17 protein-coding genes are annotated in these 22,135 nt (G+C 59.5%); 9 read left to right on the forward strand and 8 right to left on the reverse strand.

Annotated elements, in window-relative coordinates; translation table 11 throughout:
• Positions 1 to 108: 108 nt before the first annotated feature.
• From topA to ACF0H7_RS10540, 3 genes are all read left to right on the forward strand, one after another.
• Positions 109 to 2,721, forward strand: a complete 2,613-nt coding sequence (topA, locus tag ACF0H7_RS10530; RefSeq protein ID WP_397452699.1) for a type I DNA topoisomerase — start codon at positions 109 to 111, stop codon at positions 2,719 to 2,721.
• Between the two features lie 146 nt (positions 2,722 to 2,867).
• Positions 2,868 to 3,389: a DUF6586 family protein gene (locus ACF0H7_RS10535; RefSeq protein WP_397452700.1), complete on the forward strand. Its 522-nt coding sequence runs from the start codon at positions 2,868 to 2,870 to the stop codon at positions 3,387 to 3,389.
• Between the two features lie 82 nt (positions 3,390 to 3,471).
• Positions 3,472 to 3,705 (forward strand): hypothetical protein, encoded by a 234-nt coding sequence (locus ACF0H7_RS10540; protein WP_397452701.1) that lies wholly within the window; start codon positions 3,472 to 3,474, stop codon positions 3,703 to 3,705.
• A gap of 32 nt (positions 3,706 to 3,737) precedes the next feature.
• On the opposite strand, the gene sulA is transcribed toward ACF0H7_RS10540, so the two are convergent.
• Together sulA and lexA are read right to left on the reverse strand one after the other, a co-directional pair.
• A complete protein-coding gene (gene sulA / locus ACF0H7_RS10545; protein ID WP_397452702.1) occupies positions 3,738 to 4,211 on the reverse strand; it encodes an SOS-induced cell division inhibitor SulA in 474 nt (157 codons plus the stop codon).
• A gap of 9 nt (positions 4,212 to 4,220) precedes the next feature.
• Positions 4,221 to 4,829, reverse strand: coding sequence for a transcriptional repressor LexA (gene lexA, locus ACF0H7_RS10550; protein ID WP_397452703.1), 609 nt, complete (start codon positions 4,827 to 4,829; stop codon positions 4,221 to 4,223).
• A 265-nt stretch (positions 4,830 to 5,094) separates the two neighbouring features.
• Here lexA and ACF0H7_RS10555 point away from each other — a divergent pair, with 265 nt between their 5' ends.
• The 3 genes from ACF0H7_RS10555 to ACF0H7_RS10565 all read left to right on the forward strand — a co-directional run bounded on the left by ACF0H7_RS10555 (position 5,095) and on the right by ACF0H7_RS10565 (position 7,732).
• Entirely contained in the window at positions 5,095 to 5,799 is a 705-nt protein-coding gene (locus tag ACF0H7_RS10555; RefSeq protein ID WP_397452704.1) for a TetR family transcriptional regulator, read from the forward strand.
• Positions 5,800 to 5,981: 182 nt separating this feature from the next.
• Positions 5,982 to 6,980 carry a beta-N-acetylhexosaminidase gene (nagZ, locus tag ACF0H7_RS10560; protein WP_397453873.1) on the forward strand — a complete coding sequence of 333 codons (999 nt, stop codon included), beginning with the start codon at positions 5,982 to 5,984 and terminating at the stop codon, positions 6,978 to 6,980.
• Positions 6,981 to 6,991: 11 nt separating this feature from the next.
• The gene (locus ACF0H7_RS10565; RefSeq protein ID WP_397452705.1) at positions 6,992 to 7,732 is read left to right on the forward strand and encodes an S-methyl-5'-thioinosine phosphorylase; all 741 of its coding nucleotides are present in this window, start codon (positions 6,992 to 6,994) and stop codon (positions 7,730 to 7,732) included.
• 88 nt (positions 7,733 to 7,820) lie between these two features.
• Here the strand turns inward: ACF0H7_RS10565 and ACF0H7_RS10570 are convergent, their stop codons facing one another.
• The 3 genes from ACF0H7_RS10570 to mfd all read right to left on the reverse strand — a co-directional run bounded on the left by ACF0H7_RS10570 (position 7,821) and on the right by mfd (position 14,574).
• Positions 7,821 to 10,517 carry a DEAD/DEAH box helicase gene (locus ACF0H7_RS10570; RefSeq protein WP_397452706.1) on the reverse strand — a complete coding sequence of 899 codons (2,697 nt, stop codon included), beginning with the start codon at positions 10,515 to 10,517 and terminating at the stop codon, positions 7,821 to 7,823.
• Positions 10,518 to 10,585: 68 nt separating this feature from the next.
• The gene (locus ACF0H7_RS10575; protein WP_397452707.1) at positions 10,586 to 11,110 is read right to left on the reverse strand and encodes a CsiV family protein; all 525 of its coding nucleotides are present in this window, start codon (positions 11,108 to 11,110) and stop codon (positions 10,586 to 10,588) included.
• Positions 11,111 to 11,121: 11 nt separating this feature from the next.
• Positions 11,122 to 14,574, reverse strand: a complete 3,453-nt coding sequence (gene mfd / locus ACF0H7_RS10580) for a transcription-repair coupling factor (protein WP_397452708.1) — start codon at positions 14,572 to 14,574, stop codon at positions 11,122 to 11,124.
• A 179-nt stretch (positions 14,575 to 14,753) separates the two neighbouring features.
• On the opposite strand from mfd, the gene ACF0H7_RS10585 reads away from it, so the two are divergent.
• Complete coding sequence (locus ACF0H7_RS10585) at positions 14,754 to 16,217, forward strand: glyceraldehyde-3-phosphate dehydrogenase (protein ID WP_397452709.1); 1,464 nt, start codon at positions 14,754 to 14,756, stop codon at positions 16,215 to 16,217.
• 298 nt (positions 16,218 to 16,515) lie between these two features.
• Here the strand turns inward: ACF0H7_RS10585 and ACF0H7_RS10590 are convergent, their stop codons facing one another.
• On the reverse strand, positions 16,516 to 17,811 hold the full coding sequence (locus tag ACF0H7_RS10590) for an MFS transporter (protein WP_397452710.1): 1,296 nt from the start codon (positions 17,809 to 17,811) through the stop codon (positions 16,516 to 16,518).
• 181 nt (positions 17,812 to 17,992) lie between these two features.
• Complete coding sequence (locus tag ACF0H7_RS10595) at positions 17,993 to 18,553, reverse strand: chalcone isomerase family protein (protein ID WP_397452711.1); 561 nt, start codon at positions 18,551 to 18,553, stop codon at positions 17,993 to 17,995.
• A gap of 148 nt (positions 18,554 to 18,701) precedes the next feature.
• On the opposite strand from ACF0H7_RS10595, the gene ACF0H7_RS10600 reads away from it, so the two are divergent.
• Both ACF0H7_RS10600 and sthA read left to right on the forward strand, forming a co-directional pair.
• On the forward strand, positions 18,702 to 19,691 hold the full coding sequence (locus ACF0H7_RS10600) for an FAD:protein FMN transferase (protein ID WP_397452712.1): 990 nt from the start codon (positions 18,702 to 18,704) through the stop codon (positions 19,689 to 19,691).
• A gap of 198 nt (positions 19,692 to 19,889) precedes the next feature.
• Complete coding sequence (gene sthA / locus ACF0H7_RS10605; RefSeq protein ID WP_397452713.1) at positions 19,890 to 21,284, forward strand: Si-specific NAD(P)(+) transhydrogenase; 1,395 nt, start codon at positions 19,890 to 19,892, stop codon at positions 21,282 to 21,284.
• A gap of 42 nt (positions 21,285 to 21,326) precedes the next feature.
• Here the strand turns inward: sthA and ACF0H7_RS10610 are convergent, their stop codons facing one another.
• Positions 21,327 to 22,049, reverse strand: a complete 723-nt coding sequence (locus ACF0H7_RS10610) for a glycerophosphodiester phosphodiesterase (RefSeq protein ID WP_397452714.1) — start codon at positions 22,047 to 22,049, stop codon at positions 21,327 to 21,329.
• Between the last annotated feature and the right edge of the window lie 86 nt (positions 22,050 to 22,135).

A 22,135-nucleotide genomic window follows, 5' to 3' on the forward strand; every position in this document is an offset into this window, starting at 1 on the left:
ATCGCGCAGTATCCTGTGCTTGACCTCACCTTATTGCCACTATATATAGCGGTGCCTCGACAGGCACCAAGCGCCTTTCATTTATCGAATTCAGGAATTTTCTGATCCATGGGCAAATCGCTGGTCATTGTAGAATCCCCGGCTAAGGCCAAGACCATCAACAAGTACTTGGGCAACGAGTACGTGGTGAAGTCGAGTATCGGCCATATCCGAGACCTGCCTACCAGCGGTTCGGCTAGCGCCAGCAAAGAGCCGGCTGCCAAGCGTGGCAAGGCTGCTGCGGGTGAAGTGCCGCTGTTGACGCCCAAGGAGAAGGCCAAGCGCCAACTGGTCTCGCGGATGGGTGTCGATCCGGACCACGGCTGGAAAGCCAAGTACGAGATCCTTCCGGGTAAAGAGAAGGTGATCGACGAGCTGCGCCGGCTGGCCAAGGATGCTGACACCATCTATCTCGCAACCGACTTGGATCGCGAGGGGGAAGCCATTGCCTGGCACCTGCGCGAAGCCATCGGTGGTGACGACAGCCGCTACAAGCGCGTGGTGTTCAACGAAATCACCAAGAAAGCGATTCAGGAAGCCTTCTCCAAACCGGGCGAACTGGACATCGATCGGGTCAACGCCCAGCAAGCGCGTCGTTTCCTCGACCGCGTCGTCGGTTATATGGTCTCGCCGCTGCTCTGGCAGAAAATCGCCCGTGGCTTGTCTGCCGGTCGTGTGCAATCGGTTGCGGTGAAGCTGGTGGTGGAGCGGGAGCGCGAGATTCGTGCGTTCAACCCAGAAGAGTACTGGGAAATCCACGCGGACCTCGGCACCGCCAAGGGCAACAACGTGCGTTTCGAAGTGGCCCGTGAAAACGGCGAAGCCTTCAAGCCGCTGAATGAAACCCAGGCCATGGCCGCGCTGGAAAAGCTCAAGGCCTCCAGCTACAGCATCGTCAAGCGTGAAGACAAGCCGACCAGCAGTAAGCCGTCCGCGCCCTTTATTACCTCGACGTTGCAGCAGGCCGGGAGCAACCGTCTGGGCTTCGGCGTGAAGAAGACCATGATGATGGCTCAGCGCTTGTACGAAGCTGGCTACATCACCTACATGCGTACCGACTCGACCAACCTGTCGGTCGACGCCGTGACCATGGCGCGCAGCTATATCGAAACCGAGTTCGGCAAGAAGTACCTGCCGGAAGCGCCGAACGTCTACAGCAGCAAAGAAGGCGCACAAGAGGCTCACGAAGCGATTCGTCCTTCAGACGTGAATACCCACCCGAGCAAGCTGACGGGCATGGAGCGTGACGCTGAGCGCCTCTACGAGCTGATCTGGCGCCAGTTCGTGGCCTGCCAGATGCTGCCGGCGCAATACCTGTCGACCACCGTCAGCGTGGCGGCCGGGACCTTCGAGCTGCGTGCCAAGGGCCGCATCCTCAAGTTCGACGGTTACACCCGTGTCATGCCGCAAATGGCCAAGCCGGGCGATGATGATGTACTGCCGGACATGGCCCAGGGCGAAAACCTCAAGCTGAACACGCTCGACCCGAGCCAGCACTTCACCAAGCCGCCTGCGCGTTATTCGGAAGCGAGCCTGGTCAAGGAGATGGAAAAGCGTGGCATTGGTCGTCCATCGACCTACGCGGCGATCATTTCCACCATTCAGGACCGTGGTTACGTTGCGCTGCATAACCGCCGTTTCTACTCCGAGAAGATGGGCGACATCGTTACCGAGCGTCTGTCCGAGAGCTTCGCCAACCTGATGGACTACGGCTTCACCGCCGGCATGGAAGAGAATCTCGATGACGTCGCTCAAGGTCAGCGCGACTGGAAGAACGTGCTAGACGAGTTCTACGGCGACTTCAAGAAGAAGCTCGAAGTAGCGGAAGCTCCGGACAGCGGCATGCGTGCCAACCAGCCGGTGATGACCGACATCGAATGCAAGACCTGCGGCCGTCCGATGCAGATTCGTACAGCGTCGACGGGTGTCTTCCTCGGCTGCTCGGGCTACAGCCTGCCGCCGAAAGAGCGCTGCAAAGCGACCATCAATCTGACTCCCGGCGATGAAATTGCCGAGGACGACGAAGGTGAGTCGGAATCCCGCGTGTTGCGCGGCAAGCACCGTTGCCACATCTGTGACACGGCCATGGACGCTTACCTGCTGGACGAAACGCGCAAGTTGCACATCTGTGGCAACAACCCGGATTGCGCGGGTTTTGAGATCGAAGAAGGCACTTACCGGATCAAGGGCTACGAAGGTCCGAGCCTGGAGTGCGACAAGTGTGGCAGCGAGATGCAGCTCAAGACCGGCCGCTTCGGCAAGTTCTTCGGCTGTACCAACCCTGAATGCAAGAACACCCGCAAACTGCTGAAAAGCGGTGAAGCGGCAGGGCCGAAGATGGACCCGGTGAAGATGCCGGAACTCAAATGCGAGAAGGTCGACGACACCTATATCTTGCGTGACGGTGCGTCGGGTCTGTTCCTGGCGGCCAGCCAGTTCCCGAAAAACCGCGAGACCCGTGCTCCGCTGGTGATCGAGATTGTGCCGCACAAGGCTGAGATCGATCCGAAGTACCACTTCCTGTGCGAAGCGCCGAAGAAAGACCCAGACGGGCGTCCGGCGGTGATTCGTTACAGCCGTAAAACCAAGGAGCAGTACGTGCAGACCGAGCAGGAAGGCAAGCCGACCGGCTGGCGCGCGTTCTACGATGGTTCGGCCTGGAAGGTTGAAGACAAGCGTTGATTGTCTGCGCCTGGGGGCTTTGCTCTCAGGCGTCGCTCAATGATTTACTGCTGGCTCGCCCGGTGTGCTGTTTAAAGCACGTTGCGCGGGCCAGATTTGTTTTAAGCTGGGGCATTATTTTTTGTCTTGTGATGGAGGGCGCCACCATGGCCCATGAACTCTATACCCGCACCAACCAGAAAATTTACTTCGCCGGGCTGGCCCTGGAGGCGCTGGGCAAGGCTGAGCAAAGCCGGGCGATGAATGCCCAGGCGCTGGTTCAAGCTGAGCGCGAGTCTGTGCTGTTTCATCTGTACGGTGGTTTGCTCGGCCTGTGCCATGAGATCGCTGGCTTCTACCGCTTGCCTCAAGCCAATGCGCCGCGTGCAGAAATGCTGCTGACCAAGGAAGTGTTGGCTGCTACCGCCATTCCGGAAATGGCTGAACTGCTCGAGCTGTCGCAGAACTCGGAAACCTGGCTGGCGCAACTGCTGGCGGCGTACAACGCATTGTTTCAGCCACCGCGCGCGCCGAAGAAGGCCAAGGGCGACGTAACCCAGCCGATGATTATCGCTGTGAGCCTCGATCAAGAGCCTGCGCCGGAGTTGGGTCGCGAAGAGCTGGAGGTATGGCGTCAGCAACTCAAAGGTCTGACGGTTCGCTTTCGCGAAGGTCTGAGCGAATGCTGAGTGATTTTTGAGTGATCGATGGGCTAGGGGATATTAACAATTCGTTGCTACAATGCCCGCCTTTCGTGGAGAACAGAACTTAATGCCAACGTCCTTTCTAGAAATTGTCGAGTTGCCTGACGGCCGTATTGAACTGCGCCGTGCCGAGGACGAGGGTTCCCTGGTCACTCTGGATTTCTCTGCCGATGCCAAGGTGTTCCTGCAAGGCCAGCACGTAGAAATCGCCAAAGCCATGCTGAGCGTTGGTGTGCAGATGGCTGGGCGTCTGGCGGAAGGCGAGTTCGACAAACATGAAGGTCCACGAATTCTGCACTGATTTGCCGCGCTGAACATCGTCGGCTGAGACGCTTAGCCCAGACGAATATTCAGACTTTGTGCATCGCCGATCCGTGCAGCGCTGATCAATTGCTGGCGTGCCACGGCACTGATCGGATTGATCCAGCTGACCACCGTGTGGCTGAGGCCCAGGCGCAGGGCTTCGCAGGTCAACTGCAGCGCGCTTTGCGTCCCGCTCGGCTGCAGCAACAGAATCCGCTCACGATTAAGCCCTGCATCACGCAGCCAGGCCTGTGTCAGGCTTGAAGGTGGCGCAATCAGCGTCAGCCAGCGTGCCTCCTGATCCTCGCTCAGTTCCCGCAGAATCGGTGCCAGAAGATTCAGGCAGTTCCCGGCCGCGCCACGCAATGACAGTTCACTAAAGGCTTCTGGCTCAGTGTTCCAGGGCGTTTCGACCACGTCTTTCAGTAGCGGGGCGATGGGCTGTGCCATAAATGCCTCGAACAGTGGTAATTGAGCATGCTGTTGGGTTTGGGGGAACTGCATAACGCCTCCTTAGCGGCGAATCACGCCGACGCTCAAGCCTTCGATCACCAGATCCTGATCTTTGAGGTTCACTTCAATCGGAGCGAAATCAGGGTTCTCGGCAATCAGCCAGACTTTGCTGCCTTCACGCTTGAAGCGTTTTACCGTGACTTCATCACCGATCCGCGCCACCACGATCTGGCCATTGCGGGCCTCGCGGGTGGTGTGTACGGCAATCAGGTCGCCGTCGAGAATACCGACGTCTTTCATGCTCATGCCGTGCACCCGTAGCAGGTAGTCGGCGGAAGGGTGAAAGAAGGCCGGGTTGATGTTGCAGGACTCTTCAATGTGTTGCTGGGCCAGGATCGGTGCACCGGCGGCAACGCGCCCGATGATCGGCAGGCCGGCCTCTTCGGTCTTGGCTTCGAAGCCCGGAATGCGGATGCCGCGCGAGGCGCCAGGGGTCATCTCGATGGCGCCTTTGCGCGCCAGGGCCTTGAGGTGTTCTTCCGCCGCGTTGGGCGATTTGAAACCCAGTTCCTGAGCGATTTCCGCACGGGTCGGCGGGTAGCCGTTGTCTTCGAGGCAGCGTTTGATGAAGCCCAGAATCTCGGCTTGGCGTGGCGTCAATTTCAGCATGATGATCGCTCTGTCTTTTTATACAGTGACTGGGATTATATACAGTGATTGCGTCTTGGCAATCGTCCTTTTTATTCAGGCCGCCAGACGGTCTGTTCCGGGGAGGGCAGAGAGGGGGCTTGCGGCGATAAACCGCAGAGCGACCACAGGTTTTTACTTATATGATTAAATGAGTGACTGACCAGCCAGAAAACGAACAGGCAGGCTTGACAAGAGGCCCGCCTGAAACGTATGTTTCAAACAAGTGTTTGTCAGGCGAAATACCATGGCTCAGTCGGAAACAGTTGAACGTATCCTCGATGCTGCCGAGCAGCTGTTCGCGGAAAAAGGTTTCGCCGAAACGTCGTTGCGGCTGATCACCAGTAAGGCCTCCGTTAACCTGGCGGCAGTGAACTACCACTTTGGCTCGAAGAAGGCCCTGATTCAGGCAGTGTTTTCGCGTTTCCTGGGACCGTTCTGCATCAGCCTCGATCGAGAACTCGAGCGCCGTCAGGCCAGGCCTGAGCAAAAGGCCACGCTCGAAGAGTTGCTGGAAATCCTCGTCGAACAGGCCCTGGTGGTGCAGCCACGCAGCAATAACGACCTGTCGATCTTCATGCGGCTGCTGGGGCTGGCGTTCAGCCAGAGCCAGGGGCATTTGCGTCGTTATCTGGAAGACATGTACGGCAAGGTGTTCCGTCGTTACATGTTGCTGGTCAACGAAGCGGCGCCGCGTATTCCACCGATCGAACTGTTCTGGCGCGTGCACTTCATGCTCGGTGCCGCCGCGTTCAGCATGTCAGGGATCAAGGCGTTGCGCGCAATTGCCGAGACCGAGTTTGGCGTTCAGACCTCCATTGAACAGGTCATGCGCCTGATGGTGCCGTTTCTTGCCGCTGGCATGCGTGCCGAATCGGGCGTGACTGATACGGTCATGGCGACTGCGCAACACAAACCACGTAGCAAAATCATGGCTGCCGCCAAGGTTTAGCCGTTCACGGGTGGGCGTGGCTGCTTGCATCGGCTAAAGTAGCCGCCCATGCGTACCCTCGATGTTCTCCTTCGCCAGCTCCCGCCCTGTCCCTTGGCAGTTGGCTATCCCCTGTGTATTCGATGCCATGCCCGGATCGGGCGTCGGCTGCGTTGAATTAAGGAAATCCTATGAGTTCTGGCCTGCAAGGCTCGTTGATGGTCGATGTCGCCGGTACCTGGCTGACCGCCGAAGACCGCCAGTTTTTGCGTCACCCGGAAGTCGGAGGGCTGATTATTTTTGCCCGTAATATCGAGCATCCACGTCAGGTCCGTGAGCTCAGCGCCGCGATTCGGGCCATCCGCCCGGACCTTCTGCTGGCGGTGGACCAGGAAGGCGGTCGGGTGCAGCGTCTGCGTCAAGGCTTCGTGCGTTTGCCGGCGATGCGCGCGATTGCCGACAATCCGAATGCCGAGGCGCTGGCCGAGCATTGCGGTTGGCTGATGGCCACCGAAGTGTTGGCGGTCGGTCTGGATTTGAGTTTCGCTCCGGTACTGGACCTGGACTACCAGCGCAGCGCGGTGGTCGGCAGTCGCGCCTTCGAAGGTGATCCGGAACGCGCTGCGGTGCTGGCCGGTGCCTTTATTCGCGGGATGAACGACGCCGGCATGGCCGCCACTGGTAAACATTTTCCGGGGCATGGCTGGGCTGAGGCCGATTCCCATGTAGCGATCCCGACGGACGAGCGCAGTCTGGATGAGATCCGCGCCAACGATCTGCTGCCGTTCGCCCGTTTGAGCAAGCAACTGGCGGCCGTGATGCCGGCCCACGTGATTTACCCTCAAGTCGACAGCCAGCCAGCGGGCTTCTCCAGGCGCTGGTTGCAGGAGATTCTGCGCGGGGAGTTGCAATTCGACGGGGTGATTTTCAGCGATGACCTGTCCATGGCCGGCGCCCATGTGGTCGGCGACGCGGCGAGTCGTATCGAAGCGGCGCTGACGGCCGGCTGTGACATGGGCCTGGTGTGTAACGACCGCGCGGCTGCCGAATTGGCGCTGAGTGCGGCGCAGCGGCTCAAGGTCACGCCATCGCCACGTATCGCACGTATGCGCGGCCAGGCGACGGCTTCGACTGACTACCGTCAGCACCCGCGCTGGTTGACTGCCCTCACTGCACTGCGTGTCGCCCAACTGATTGACTGAAGGATTTCGAAATGACTGTTTACGCGATTATCGGTGGCACCGGCCTGACCCAACTGGATGGCCTGAACATTCGCCAGTCCCTGCCGATGAATACGCCCTATGGCGCGCCGTCGGGCGAGATCCAGATTGGCGAGTATGGCGGCAAGGAAGTGCTGTTCCTCGCGCGTCACGGGCATCCCCATCGGTTGCCACCGCATCAGGTCAATTACCGCGCCAATCTGTGGGCGCTGAAACAGGCCGGCGCCGAGGCGATTCTGGCGGTCAATGCCGTGGGTGGGATTCATCCGGCAATGGGTACCGGGCATTTCTGCGTGCCGCACCAGTTGATCGACTACACCAGCGGGCGTGAGCACACCTACTTCGCCGACGATCTGGAGCAAGTGACCCATATCGACTTCAGCTACCCCTACAGCGAAACCCTGCGTGCCAAGCTGATTGCGGCGTTGGCGGCGGAAGGTTGCGCGTACAGCGATCAAGGCGTGTATGCCGCCACGCAAGGCCCACGCCTGGAAACCGTGGCGGAGATCATTCGGCTTGAGCGTGACGGCTGCGACATCGTTGGTATGACCGGCATGCCGGAAGCGGCGCTGGCACGGGAGATTGATCTGGAATACGCGTGCCTGGCGCTGGTGGTGAATCCGGCGGCCGGCAAGTCGGCGGCAGTCATTACCATGGCCGAGATCGAGCAGGCGCTGCATGACGGCATGGGCAAGGTCAAAGCGACATTGGCTCGGGTGTTGGCGGCGGGTTGAAACGCTATCCCCTGTAGGAGCGGGCTTGCCCGCGATGGCGGCACATCTGATACAGCGCTATCGCGGGCAAGCCCGCTCCTACAAGGTGTCAGTGTTTGATTTTCTTCGGCGGCAGCGGCAGTGGCGCGAACAGCGCGGTGATGTCTTCGCTCTCCAGTTTCCAGTCGCCCGCCGTGCGGCCATCCAGCACGCCGGCGGCCAAGGCTGATTTGTCCTGCTGCAAACGCTGAATCTTCTCTTCCACCGTGCCCCGCGCAATCATCTTGTAGACGAATACCGGTTTGTCCTGGCCGATGCGATAGGCGCGGTCGGTGGCCTGGTTTTCGGCGGCCGGGTTCCACCAGGGGTCGTAGTGGATCACGGTGTCGGCCGCCGTCAGGTTCAGGCCAGTGCCGCCGGCCTTGAGGCTGATCAGGAAAATCGGCAGCTTGCCGTTCTGGAAATCCTGTACCGGACTGCGTCGGTCCTTGGTCGCGCCCGTGAGCAGCGCGTACTCGATGCCACGCTGTTTCAGTTCGTCCTCGATCAGTGTCAGCATCGAGGTGAATTGCGAGAACAGCAGAATCTTCCGGCCCTCGGCCAACAACTCCTCGAACATCTCCATCAGGCTGTGCAGCTTGGCCGAGCTGCCGTGGCGGCCGGTGGTCGGCGCGCTATTGACCAGGCGCAAGTCGCAGCACACTTGCCGCAGTTTGAGCAGCGCCTCAAGGATGATGATCTGGCTGCGCGCCACGCCCTTGCGGGTGATTTCGTCACGGACTTTCTTGTCCATGGCCAGACGCACGGTTTCGTAGACGTCTCGTTGGGTGTCGTTGAGTTCGACCCAGTGAACGATCTCGGTCTTCGGCGGCAATTCAGTCGCCACCTGCTCCTTGGTGCGACGCAACAGGAAGGGTTTGATCCGTGCGTTCAAATGTTTCAGGCGTTCTTCATTGCCATGTTTTTCAATGACGGTGCGGTAGTTGCTGTTGAATTGTTTGCTGTCGCCCAGCCAGCCAGGCATCAGGAAGTGGAACAGCGACCACAGCTCGCCCAGGTGATTTTCCAGCGGCGTGCCACTCAGGCACAAGCGTTGCCGGGCGTTCAGGCTGCGCGCGGCCTGGGCGGCTTTGCTGTTGGGGTTCTTGATGTATTGCGCTTCGTCGAGGATCAGCACATGCAGCGGTTGTTTCTCCAGCAGTTCGACGTCACGTGGCAGCAGGGCATAGGTGGTGAGGATCAGGTCGTAATCCTGCAGGTTGGCGAAGTCCTGGCGCCGGCCCGCGCCGTACAGCGCCAGCACTCGCAGCTGCGGGGTAAAGCGTTCGGCTTCGTCCATCCAGTTGGGGATCAGGCTGGTGGGCATCACCGCCAGCGACGGCCGATCGAGACGTCCGGCCTGTTTTTCCACCAGCAAGTGCGCCAGGGTTTGCAGGGTTTTGCCCAGTCCCATGTCGTCCGCGAGAATGCCGCCGACTTCCAGCTCGCGCAGCGATTGCATCCAGCTCAGGCCCTCAAGCTGATAGGGCCGCAAGGTCGCGTTCAAGCCTTCGGGCACGCTGACTGCAAAATTCTTGATGTCGGCCAGACGCTCGGCGAACTGGCGCAGGCGTTCTCCGCCTTCCCAGATCAACGGCAGGTCGTCCAGTTCGGTCAGGCGCGCGGCGTCGGCGGTGTTCAGGCGCAGGGCGTTGTTGCCGTCGTCACGCCAATAGAAATCGCCGAGGGTCGCCAGTACCGGTTTCAGACGGCCATAGGGCAGGGCCACCTGGATCGGGCCGCCGCCTTTCTGGGTAAAGTGATTGAGCTGGACCAGCAGTTGCTCGTCATCGCGGCGCTTGGCAATCCCCGCCGCGTTCATCAATTCCGGATGGCTGCGCAACAGGTTGATCAGGATCGGCAACAGGCTCAGGCGCTCACCGTTGACGATGATCCCCAGCTCCAGGTCGAACCAGTCGCGCTCCGGTTGTTCATCGACCACCGCGTACCAGTCCTGCACCGGGGTGACGTCAAAGGTGAAGTCCTCCGCCACCTCGATCTCCCAGCCTTGCTCACGCAACAGCGGCAGGTGGTTGATCATGAAGTGCAGCCAGGCTTTATCGTTCGGCAGCTCGAACATGTCGCCGGCACTGTCGGGCAGCGCTTTGCTTTGGCGGGTTGCCAGTCTGAAACCGAAGTCATGAATCACTTGGCGCTGGTGTCTTTCTGCCTCCGGGTGGCGGCGAATGCGCAGGGTTTCAGTTTCTTCGTGTTGCAGGATATCTACGGTCTTGCTGCCGCTCGCGTAGTAAACGTCATAACCGAACGCGAGGGCCGCACGATGCTGAATGTGCCGCTGCATGCGCCCGTTGCGCGGCTCGTAGGCGCTAAACTCGAAGCTGGCGAGGATCAGGCGCGGCACCGGTTGCAGGCTGTCGATCAGCCGTTCGGGCAGCGCCGGTTTCTGTTCGGCGCGAACCGGGGCCGGTGCCGGTTGCGGGGCGTCTAGCGCTGCCAACACCGAGGCCTGGTTTTCCGGGTCCTGAAGAAAGAACAGCGCCGCCGCGCAGTGTTTGCAGTTGTTGCGTACCGGGCAGGTGCATTTACCGATCACGAATTGCTTGGACTTCGCCGGGTCCTTGAATTGCAGGGTCTGTGTGTAGATTTCCAGGCTTGAGCCACGGCACACGGTGCGAATCAGGTCCGGGCTCAGGTGTTGCAGCATGATGCGTTGTTGTAGGGCATAGTCGCGCCCTCGCTCAAGGCTTTGAGCTTTAAAGACCTGGGCCCACGAAGAGGCCAGCACGCGTTCCAGAATTGACGACACAGTTCAATACAGCCCTACGCCGCAGCGATGCTAAAAAGGGCAAGGAGCGCAGTGCACTCCTTGGGTGTTTAAAGAGGAGAAATCTTGATCAGCATGGCCAGGCCGCCATTGTCGATGTAGGTCAATTCGCCATTTTTGACCCGGGTGGTTTGCGTCAGTCGCTCACTGGTGTTCAGCACACCATCGTTATCGAGCTGATTGACCCAAAAGTCCGCGATGATGTCGGTGAATCGATCCAGACTCAAGGTGACCGTGCCTTCAATGGGGAAGTGGCCAAAATGCTCCTGACCGCTGCTCACCGCCATTTTGCTCGGGGTTGCGCTCAAACTCTGCTGCCACGCCCGATGCAGCAGCACTTTGTAGGTGCCGCTGGCATCCAGTTTAGTGTCCATCTCGCTCAACGCGAGACTGCGCTCATTCTCGGGGGTGATTTTTTGCGCTCCCGCCGCCCAATCCTCGGGGGCGAACTGCTGTGTCGTGGCCGGTTCGGCGGTCTGCCGGAACAGGATCATCTCGACCTGATACAAACCGTCGGCAAACGCCGCCGGTGCGGCCAGTGTCAGCAGCAGGATCAATGAGCGAAACAAGCGCATGGGTGAATCCTTCAAGCGGTTTTCGGGGTCAGGCGCTCAAGCAGCGCTTCGAGAGTATTGAATCGCTCTTCCGGGCGTTCCATCGGCACCATGAACTTGAACAGCGTGGCACCTTCGAACTTGTACCGGTTGGGCTGGCCCTGAATCAGTTTGATCAGCACCAATGGGTCTACTTGAGTATCGGCGTTGAATTCGATTCGTCCACCTTGCGGCCCACCGTCGATTTTCTTGATGCCCAGTTGCTCGGCCTGCAGTTTGAGCAGGGTCAGGCGCACCAGGTTCTTGGTCGGTTCAGGCAGCAAGCCGAAGCGGTCGATCATCTCGACTTGCAGGTCCTTGAGCGCATCTTCGTCGGCGCAGTTGGCGATGCGTTTGTACAGAATCAGTCGAGTGTGAACGTCAGGCAGATAGGCTTCCGGAATGAGCGCTGGCAGGCGCAGGTTGATTTCGGTGCCGCCACCCAACGGTTGGTCGAGGTTCGGCTGTTCGCCTTTGCGAATCGCCTTGACCGCGCGTTCGAGCATTTCCATGTACAGGGTGAAGCCCACGGCCTGGATCTGCCCGCTCTGGCCGTCGCCCAGCAGTTCGCCGGCGCCACGTATCTCCAGATCGTTGGTCGCCAGCACGAAGCCGGCACCGAGGTCCTGGGTGTTGGCGATGGCTTCGAGACGCTTTTCGGCGTCGGTGGTGATCTGCGCGCGTGGTGGTGTCAGCAGGTAGGCGTAGGCCTGGTGGTGGCTGCGCCCAACCCGGCCGCGCAATTGGTGCAACTGCGCCAGACCGAATTTGTCGGCGCGCTCGATGATGATGGTGTTGGCGCTCGGTACGTCGATCCCGGTCTCGATGATGGTCGATGCGATCAGTACGTTAAAACGCTTGTGATAGAAGTCGCTCATCACCTGTTCGAGATCGCGTTCGCGCATCTGCCCGTGGCCGATACCGATCCGCGCTTCCGGCACCAGTTCGGCCAGGTCGGCGGCGCATTTCTCGATGGTCTTCACATCGTTGTGCAGGTAATAGACCTGGCCACCACGCAACAGCTCACGAAGCAGGGCTTCTTTGACCGTCGGCTTGTTGTGCTCCATGACAAAGGTGCGTACCGACAACCGGCGCGCCGGCGGCGTGGCGATGATCGACAGGTCACGCATACCCGACACTGCCATGTTCAGCGTGCGCGGGATCGGCGTGGCGGTGAGGGTGAGGATGTCGACTTCGCTGCGCAGCGCCTTGAGTTGTTCCTTCTGGCGCACGCCAAAGCGGTGCTCTTCGTCGATGATCACCAACCCAAGGTTTTTGATCTTGACGTCGTCTTGCAGGAGCTTGTGGGTGCCGATGACGATGTCGATCTTGCCTTCCGCCAGATCGGCGACCGCCGCGTTGATCTCCTTGGTCGACTTGAAGCGGCTCATGACTTCCACGGTCACCGGCCAGTCGGCAAAGCGGTCGCGGAAGCTGTTGTAGTGCTGTTGGGCGAGCAGGGTGGTGGGCACCAGAATCGCCACCTGACGGCCGCCGTGTACCGCGATAAAAGCCGCACGCATGGCCACTTCGGTCTTGCCGAAGCCCACGTCGCCGCACACCAGGCGGTCCATCGGCTTGGGCGCCAGCATGTCGGCGCGCACGGCCTCGATGGTGGTCTGTTGATCCGGGGTCTCTTCGAACGGGAAGCCGGCGCTGAACGTCGCGTAGTCGGCTTTCGGGTCGGCAAAGGCAAAACCTTCGCGGGCGGCGCGGCGAGCGTAGATGTCCAGCAGTTCGGCGGCGACATCGCGCACTTGCTCGGCAGCCTTGCGCTTGGCTTTTTGCCAGGTTTCCGAGCCCAGGCGGTGCAGCGGCGCCAGTGCATCATCGCTGCCGGTGTAGCGTGCGATCAGGTGCAGGTTGGCCACCGGCACGTAAAGCTTGGCTTCTTCGGCGTAGGCCAGCGCGAGGAACTCGGCGACCTGATTTTCCACTTCCAGGGTAATCAAGCCGAGGTAGCGGCCAACACCGTGGTCGATGTGCACCACCGGCGCGCCTTCGCGCAGCTCGGTGAGGTTCTTGATCACTGCGTCGTTATTGCCGCCGTCGGTGCGTTTTTCCCGACGTCGACGCTGCATCACGCGCTGGCCGAACAACGGACTTTCGGCGATCAACGCCAAGGCCGGCGTTTCCAGCACCAGACCATCATCCAGCGGCGCAATGGTGATTGCGAGACGCTCTTTACTGCTGACGAAATCCGGCCAGCTGTCGACGGTTTTCGGGCGCAGCTTCAGGCGTTCCAGCAGTTCCAGCAGCACTTCGCGACGGCCGGCAGACTCGGCGGTAAACAATACGCGACCGGGGAACTCATCGAGGAATTTCGACAGCGCAGCCAAGGGTTGGGTGGCTTTCGATTCGATCGCCAGGTCTGGCAACGGCAAGCCGGGGAAGCGCTCGCGACCAACACCGGCTTCGACGTCTTGTTGGCTGGCAACCACGCGGGGCCAGCTTTTCAGGCGGGCAAAGCAGTCTTCTACCGGCAGGAACAACTCTGCAGGCGGCAATAAAGGTCGATCAGGGTCGACGCGGCGCTCTTCATAGCGGTTGCGCACGTCGCTCCAGAAGTTTTCGGCCGCTTGTTCGATGCCCGGTAGCGAAAACACTTGGGTGTCTTGGGGCAGGTAGTCGAACAGGGTCGAGGTTTCTTCAAAGAACAACGGCAGGTAGTACTCGATGCCGGCGGGAGTGATCCCGCTGCTCAAGTCCTGAAAAATGGTGTTCTTGCGGAAATCCACGTCGAAGCGCTCGCGAAAGCGTGCCTTGAAGCGGGTGACAGCTTCTTTCTGCAACGGAAACTCGCGGGCCGGCAGCAAACGCACCGAATCGACTTTCTCGATGGAACGCTGGTTTTCCGGGTCGAAGGTGCGCAGGGTTTCGATTTCATCGTCGAACAGGTCGATTCGGTACGGCAGCTTGCTGCCCATCGGGAACAGATCGATCAACGCGCCGCGAACGGTGAATTCGCCATGCTCATAGACGGTGTCGACGTAGCGATAGCCACTGGCTTCGAGCCGGGTGCGCATCTGCTCGACGTCGAGCTTCTGACCGACATCCAGCACCAGACCACTGCCGAGCAGGAACTTGGTCGGGGCCAGACGGTGTAGGGCCGTGGTGATCGGCACTACCAATACGCCATGCGCCAGCTCTGGCAGCCGATAAAGGCTGGCGATACGCTGGGAGATGATGTCCTGGTGCGGCGAAAACAGGTCGTAGGGCAGGGTTTCCCAGTCAGGGAAATGCAGGACCGGCAGCGTAGGCGCGAAGAAACCAAGCTCTTGCTCGAGACGCTCGGCGCTCTGGCTGTCAGCGGTCAGCAGCAGGGTAAAGCGCTTGGCAGCGCTCGCAGCTTCGGCAATGGCCAGACTGAGGGCGGCACCGGGCAAGTTGCCCCAATGTTGTTTGCCTGCGGTGGCAGGGAGTAGCGGTAGACGCAGAACGGGCACGGAAGGTTGAGCTCCAAGCGTTGCGACGAGGGTCGGCGATTGTAACGGGGGAAGGCCTGCGCTGTCAGTTTTCAGCGTTTTGGCCGCCGGAAATTATGTAGTGCCGTGCAAACTGATCGCCGTGCATTGCTCATAAACAAAGGGCGCGGCATAATGTAGCCCCTTTTTTCAGCCCCTACATGTGGAAGGTTCCCGTGACTCAGAAGCCCGACCAGTGTCTTGGTGAATGGATCGATCGTGAAGCCCTCGCCGAAGCGATGATCCCTCTCATCGGTCAGCTCTACCGCAATAACAATGTGGTGAGTTCGATCTATGGCCGCAGCCTGATCAACCGTTCAGTCATTCAGATTCTTAAAGCGCACCGTTTTGCTCGTCATCGCCAGGCTGATGGCGGTGAGTTGTCGGTGCATGACACATTCCCGTTACTCAAGGCCATGAGCGAACTGAAACTGGGTTCCGCCTCGGTGGACCTGGGCAAGTTGGCTGTGAAATTCAAGGCTGAGGCCAATGGCCGCAGCGCTGAGCAGTTCGTGCGTGAAGAACTGGCCGATGTCGTCGGTCAGCAAAGCGCCACGGGCCGTAAAGGCACCGACGTCGTGCTATACGGCTTTGGCCGGATTGGTCGCCTGCTGGCGCGGATCCTGATCGAAAAAACCGGCGGTGGCGACGGCCTGCGCCTGCGTGCGATCGTTGTGCGCAAAGGTTCCGACAACGACCTGGTCAAGCGTGCCAGCCTGTTGCGTCGTGACTCGGTGCACGGTCCGTTCGATGGCACCATCACCATCGACGAAGCCAACAACACCATCAGCGCCAACGGCAACCTGATTCAGGTGATCTACGCGAAAAACCCGACCGAGGTGGATTACACCCAGTACGGGATCAAGGACGCCTTGCTGGTGGACAACACCGGTGTGTGGCGTGATGCCGAAGGCCTGGGTCAGCACTTGACCTGCCCGGGTATCGATCGCGTGGTGCTGACCGCACCGGGCAAGGGCAAGCTGAAGAACATCGTGCATGGTATCAACCATGGCGAAATCACCGCTGAAGACCGCATTGTTTCGGCTGCTTCGTGCACCACCAACGCCATCGTGCCGGTGCTCAAGGCCGTCAACGACAAGTTCGGCATCATCAACGGTCACGTTGAAACGGTTCACTCGTACACCAACGACCAGAACCTGATCGACAACTTCCACAAAGGCGATCGTCGTGGCCGTAGCGCCGCGTTGAACATGGTGATCACCGAGACCGGTGCTGCCACCGCTGCTGCCAAGGCCCTGCCTGAGCTGGCTGGCAAGCTGACCGGTAACGCGATCCGCGTTCCGACGCCTAACGTGTCGATGGCCATTCTCAACCTGAACCTTGAGAAAGCTACCACTCGCGAAGAAATCAACGAGTACCTGCGCTACATGGCCATGCACTCGGACCTGCACAAGCAGATCGATTTCGTGAACTCGCAGGAAGTGGTTTCCACTGACTTCGTTGGCTCGCGCCACGCCGGTGTGGTGGATGCTGAAGCGACTATCTGCAACGACAACCGCGTTGTGCTGTACGTCTGGTACGACAACGAATTCGGTTACAGCTGCCAGGTGGTTCGCGTGATGGAAGACATGGCCGGGGTCAACCCGCCAGCGTTCCCGCGCTAAGCAACCGCAATAAAAAATGCCCCGACTGCTTCGGGGCATTTTTTTGTCTGCTGGGTGGATTTTTGCGTGATCGCGGGTGGACAAAAAACTGCAATTGCCCCCAGCTTTGTAGGAGCTGCTGAAGGCTGCGATAAGGTCGGAACGACCTTCGCGTTGTAGATTGATCGCAGCCTTCGGCAGCTCCTACAGGGGCCCTGTGTATTGCCTGGGAGCGTAGAATTCCCCCTGGAAACGGGGGTGTGCGGCAGTCAAAAAAATGCCCCGAACCAGTCGGGGCATTTTGTTTGCAGCGTGTTACTTAGCTACGAGCTGGAACGGCCTGAGGCGCTTCCAGTCGGTTCTTGCCTTTGCGGAACAGGATCAGCGTAGCGATCAGGCCCATTGCCGCAGCGCCGCTCAGCCAGATGCCGGGCGCTGCCTTGTTGTCCAGCACGTGGATCAAGTAGGTGCACGCCAGAGGGGTGAAACCGCCGAACGTCGCAGTTGCCAGGCTATAGGCCAGCGAGAAGCCAGTGGTGCGCACCTCGGCCGGCATGATTTCGGTCAGGGCAACCACCATCGCGCCGTTGTACGAGCCGTAGAGGAACGACAGCCACAGCTGAACCATCAGCAGGTGCTCGAAGCTAGGGTTGGCCACCAGCCAGGACAGCGCAGGGTAGGCGGTTATCAGAGCCAGGATGGTCGCAGCCAACAGCAGTGGTTTGCGGCCGATCCGGTCGGACACGGAACCCATGATCGGCAACCAGATAAAGTTCGACACGCCGACCGCAACCGCAACCAGCAGACTTTCGAGGTCGCTCAGGTGCAGTTCGGTTTTACCGAATGTCGGGGTGTAGGCGGTGATCAGGTAGAACGACACGGTGGTCATGACCACCAGCGCCATGCCACCCAGCACCAGGCCGAAGTTCTGACCAATCGAACGCATGATTTCGCCCAGTGTTGGACGGTGTTTGCGTGCCTGGAACTCAGGGGTTTCTTCCAGTGAGCGACGGATGATGAAGATCGCCGGAACGATACTGCAACCGATCAGGAACGGCACGCGCCAGCCCCAATCACCCATTTGCTCTGGGCTCAACCAGTGGTTCAACGCCACGCCGATCAGTGCAGCGAACACTACGGCGGCTTGTTGGCTGGCGGACTGCCAGCTGACGAAGAAGCCTTTACGGCCCGGGGTAGAGATCTCGGCGAGGTACACCGAAACACCACCCAGCTCTACGCCCGCCGAGAAGCCTTGCAGCAGTCGGCCGACGAGGACCAGCAGCGGTGCGGCCAGGCCGAGCGTTGCGTAGCCGGGCACCACGGCGATCAGCACCGTACCCATGGCCATCATCGCCAGGGTAATGATCAGACCTTGGCGACGACCGTGGCGGTCAATATAAGCGCCGAGGAAGATCGCACCCAGCGGACGCATCAGGAAGCCGGCACCGAAAGTCGCCAGCGACAGCATCAGCGAGGCGAATGCGCTATCGGTAGGGAAGAAGGTCTTGGCAATGGCCGTGGCATAAAAGCCGTAAACCATGAAGTCGAACATTTCCAGAAAGTTGCCGCTGACAACGCGAAAAATCGCCTTGCCCTTGCCCGTATTCGAGGCCATTTCTTATTACTCACTTAGGCTATTGTAGCGGGGGATCCCTTGTCGTTATCGTTGCTGCACTTTTGCGAAGGTACGAAAACCAGGTATTGCGTTTTCGCACCGCTGGCGCGGCTCCCGCCCTCATGCAGCACGTATTGTAACAATATGTTTAATGGGTCTCGAAGACAACTAAAAGGTGCTACTAACCGCGATCCAGCAAGGTTTCGCGCAAGCTTTTAGACAGTCCATTGGGGGCCAGCCAAAGCCCAAAATAGACCTGCGCCAACTCCGGGTCCGCGCTGCTGAAAATAACCTGTCCATTACGCTCCAGGCGCATGCCTTGTTTAGGCTCAAAGCTCAGGCTGTAGCGGTCTCCACGCTGGATGTCACGAAAGCTGCCGTGCAATTGGTCGAGCTCTTTTTGCAGGCGGGTGAGGGTGGCTTTGCTTTGTTGGCGGGCGAGGGTGGCGGTGGCCGCTTTAATCACGTCGGCTTTGTCAATGTCACGAAAGTAGTACAGCTCCAGGCACTGCGCGCGCTGCTCGGTGAAGGCCTGTTGCGGGCTGATCGCGGGTTCGGTGAACAGTGCGGCAGCGTAAACGTCAGCCCACAGGTAGGTCAAAATCCCTTGGCCTTTGCGCTCAAGTGTCGGTGAGCGATCGCTCAATTGCGTCGGAAAACTCGCTTCTTTGAGTCGGTCGGCCGAGCTGGCCATGACGACAGAAGTGAATAACAGCACAAAGCCAATCAGCAGATACCGCATAATGGTCGCGCCTCATTGAGTGCCTATACACAGGTTAAATCAATTTCCGCCCGACACCGGGCTTTGCGAGCGACAAATGCGCGTTGATTGGGTGACTGTCCTCGCAGTGCTCAGGTTTTGCCCCTGGCGAGTCCGGAGTGTGCTCTGCGTGCTGCTGATTGGCGCTATCAGCGCCTGCGATTCAAGTGACCCGTTGGAAAGTTTTGCCGGTCCGACCATGGGTAGCACCTATTCAGTGAAATACGTGCGCGGTCTGAATGGGCCGAAACCCGCAGAGGTGCAAGCCGAAGTGGAAAAGATACTGGCTGAAGTTGACCAACAGATGTCGACCTATCGCAGTGATTCCGACATCGAGCGCTTCAATCACTTGCCTGCCGACAGCTGTCAACCCATGCCTGCCGGAGTTTTGCAGTTGGTGCGATTTGGCGAGCAGTTGTCCGTGGCGAGCCAGGGTTCCTACGATCTGACGGTCGAACCGCTGCTCGATCTTTGGGGCTTTGGCCCACAAGCGCGGGTCGAGCGCGTGCCGACCCCGGAGCAGTTGGCGCAGGTACGGCAGCGGGTGGGTCATGCTCACCTGCGGATTGAGGGCGAGCAGCTATGCAAGGACGCGCCGGTCGAGGTGGACTTCAATAGCATCGCCGCCGGCTATGCGGTAGATGTGATCAGTGCACGCCTGCAGGCCTTGGGCATTCGCAGCTTTCTCGCCGAGGCGACCGGTGAGCTGAAAGCGATTGGCAAAAAGCCCGACGGTCAGCCTTGGCGGGTAGCGCTCGAAGCGCCCAGGGATGACGAGCAGGTCGCGCAAAGGGTCGTCGACCTGGACGGGTATGGCGTTTCGACATCGGGCGACTACCGTAATTATTTCGAGCAGGGAGGGCAGCGCTACTCTCACACTTTTGACGCGCTCACCGGAGCGCCTATCGTTCATGCGCTGACCTCGGTCACGGTGATCGAGCCTTCGACGCTCAGTGCTGATGGATTATCGACGTTGCTGCTGATTCTTGGCCCGGAACGGGCGTGGGAATACGCCAATGAGCATAAAATCGCTGCATTTTTTGTGATTCGCGCCGATAAGCGCTTTATCATCCGCAGCAGCCCGGAATTCGACCGGTTGTTTCCGGGCAAACCGCAGTAGGCAAAATCGCGATTAATCGCTCTGGCGCGCCATGTAGTGCAGGCAACAGTGGCCTACGACGCGACCAAGGGTTAATGTTCGTCGCGACCGCGCTTGGGTAGACTGCGCCCCAGCTTTTGATTCTTCATGTCGCGGGCCGCGGCATGACATAGCCGGAGATGCCAGAGTGGTGTCTCGGCCTGTTCTAAAGGAGTACGCATGGCTGTCTACAACTACGACGTAGTGGTGCTGGGTTCAGGCCCCGCCGGAGAAGGTGCGGCAATGAACGCCGCGAAAGCAGGGCGTAAGGTCGCGATGGTCGATAGCCGTCCCATGGTCGGCGGCAACTGCACTCACCTGGGCACCATTCCGTCCAAGGCGCTGCGTCACTCGGTCAAGCAGATCATCCAGTTCAACACCAACCCGATGTTCCGGGCCATTGGCGAGCCGCGCTGGTTCTCGTTCCCGGATGTGTTGAAGAACGCCGAGAAGGTCATCAACAAACAAGTGGCGTCGCGCACGGGCTATTACGCTCGCAACCGGGTCGACGTGTTTTTTGGCACCGGTAGCTTCGCCGACGAGCGCACCATCAACGTGGTTTGCCCTACCGGTGTGCTGGAAAAGCTGGTGGCCAATCAGGTCATTATCGCGACGGGTTCGCGTCCTTATCGCCCAGCCGATATCGATTTCTCCCACAAGCGTATCTACGATAGCGACACCATCCTCAGCCTCGGCCACACCCCGCGCAAGCTGATCATCTACGGTGCCGGCGTGATTGGCTGTGAATACGCCTCGATCTTCAGTGGTCTGGGGGTATTGGTTGAGCTGGTGGACAACCGCGAACAGCTTTTGAGCTTCCTCGACTCGGAAATCTCCCAGGCACTGAGCTACCACTTCAGCAACAACAACGTCATGGTTCGCCATAACGAAGAGTACGAAAAGGTTGAAGGCGTGGAAAACGGGGTGATCCTGCACCTCAAGTCCGGCAAGAAGATCAAGGCCGATGCCTTGCTCTGGTGCAACGGCCGTACCGGCAACACCGATAAGCTGGGCCTGGAAAACGTCGGGATCAAGGCCAACGGTCGTGGTCAGATCGAAGTCGACGAAAGCTACCGCACCAACGTTCCGACCATCTACGGCGCCGGCGACGTGATTGGTTGGCCGAGCCTGGCCAGTGCCGCGTACGACCAGGGTCGTTCGGCAGCGGGCAGTGTGGTCGACAACGGCAGCTGGCGTTTCGTCAACGACGTGCCGACCGGGATCTACACCATTCCCGAGATCAGCTCCATCGGCCAGAACGAACACGACCTGACGCAGGCCAAAGTACCGTACGAAGTGGGCAAGGCGTTCTTCAAAGGCATGGCGCGGGCACAGATTTCCGGCGAGCCAGTGGGCATGCTGAAAATCCTGTTCCACCGCGAAACCCTGAAAGTGCTGGGCGTGCATTGCTTCGGCGACCAGGCGTCAGAGATCGTGCACATCGGTCAGGCGATCATGAACCAGCCGGGCGACGCCAATACCCTGAAGTACTTCGTCAACACCACGTTCAACTACCCGACCATGGCTGAAGCCTATCGGGTAGCGGCTTACGACGGTCTAAACCGGCTTTTTTGAGCGGCTCCGGCCGGTGGCCTGAGCCGGCCGGGGAGACCGATTTCAGTAATTCCCGAGCGTGGCAGTGGCCAAACCGGGAAAGTCTGTAATCAGGCTATCTACCCCGAAATCGGCGAGTCGGCGCATCAGCGCGGGCTCGTTGACGGTCCACACCGACACATGCAGACCCTGACGCTGCGCTTTCTGCAAGCGCTCAGGGGTGCAGAGTGTCCAGTTCAACGCCAGAATCCTGCAGTCATAACTTTGCGCGACCTTCAGTGGGTCGAGCCAGGCGTATTCGGCTACCAGGCCGCGCGCCAGGTCAGGCGTCAGCTCCAGCGCTGCTTTCAAAACTTCCCGCGAGCTCGACGTAACAGTGACCTTGTCCAGCAGGCCATGCCGCTGGGCGATTTCGCGAATTGCCAACACGGTGGTCGCCGCGCGGGTGCGTGAGGCGCTTTTGACTTCAAGCTGCCAGTGATCGAAGTCGCACTGTTCGAACAGATCTTCAAGACGCGGAATCGGGCACGGCTGCACCCAGTCTGGGCCGCCTTTGCGTGCGTCATAGGTCACCAGGTCGGCGGCGAGGTGCTCAACCACCTTGCCGCGACGGTCGGTGGTGCGTTTGAGGGTCGGATCGTGGATGACCATCAGTTCGCCGTCACGGGACAGGTGCAAATCCAGTTCACAGCGGCGAACGCCGTGCTTGAGGCATTCCTTGAAGCTGTTCAGGGTGTTTTCCGGTGCTTCGCCTTTGGCGCCGCGGTGGCCATAAATTAAGGTCACGTTTACTCCTTGGGGCGTCATTAAATATGAAAGCTTTTTAGCCTTGGTTGTAGGAGCGGGCTTGCCCGCGATAGCGATAGACCTGA

The sequence above is a fragment of the Pseudomonas sp. NA-150 genome, from assembly GCF_044336365.1.
GTDB lineage: Bacteria > Pseudomonadota > Gammaproteobacteria > Pseudomonadales > Pseudomonadaceae > Aquipseudomonas.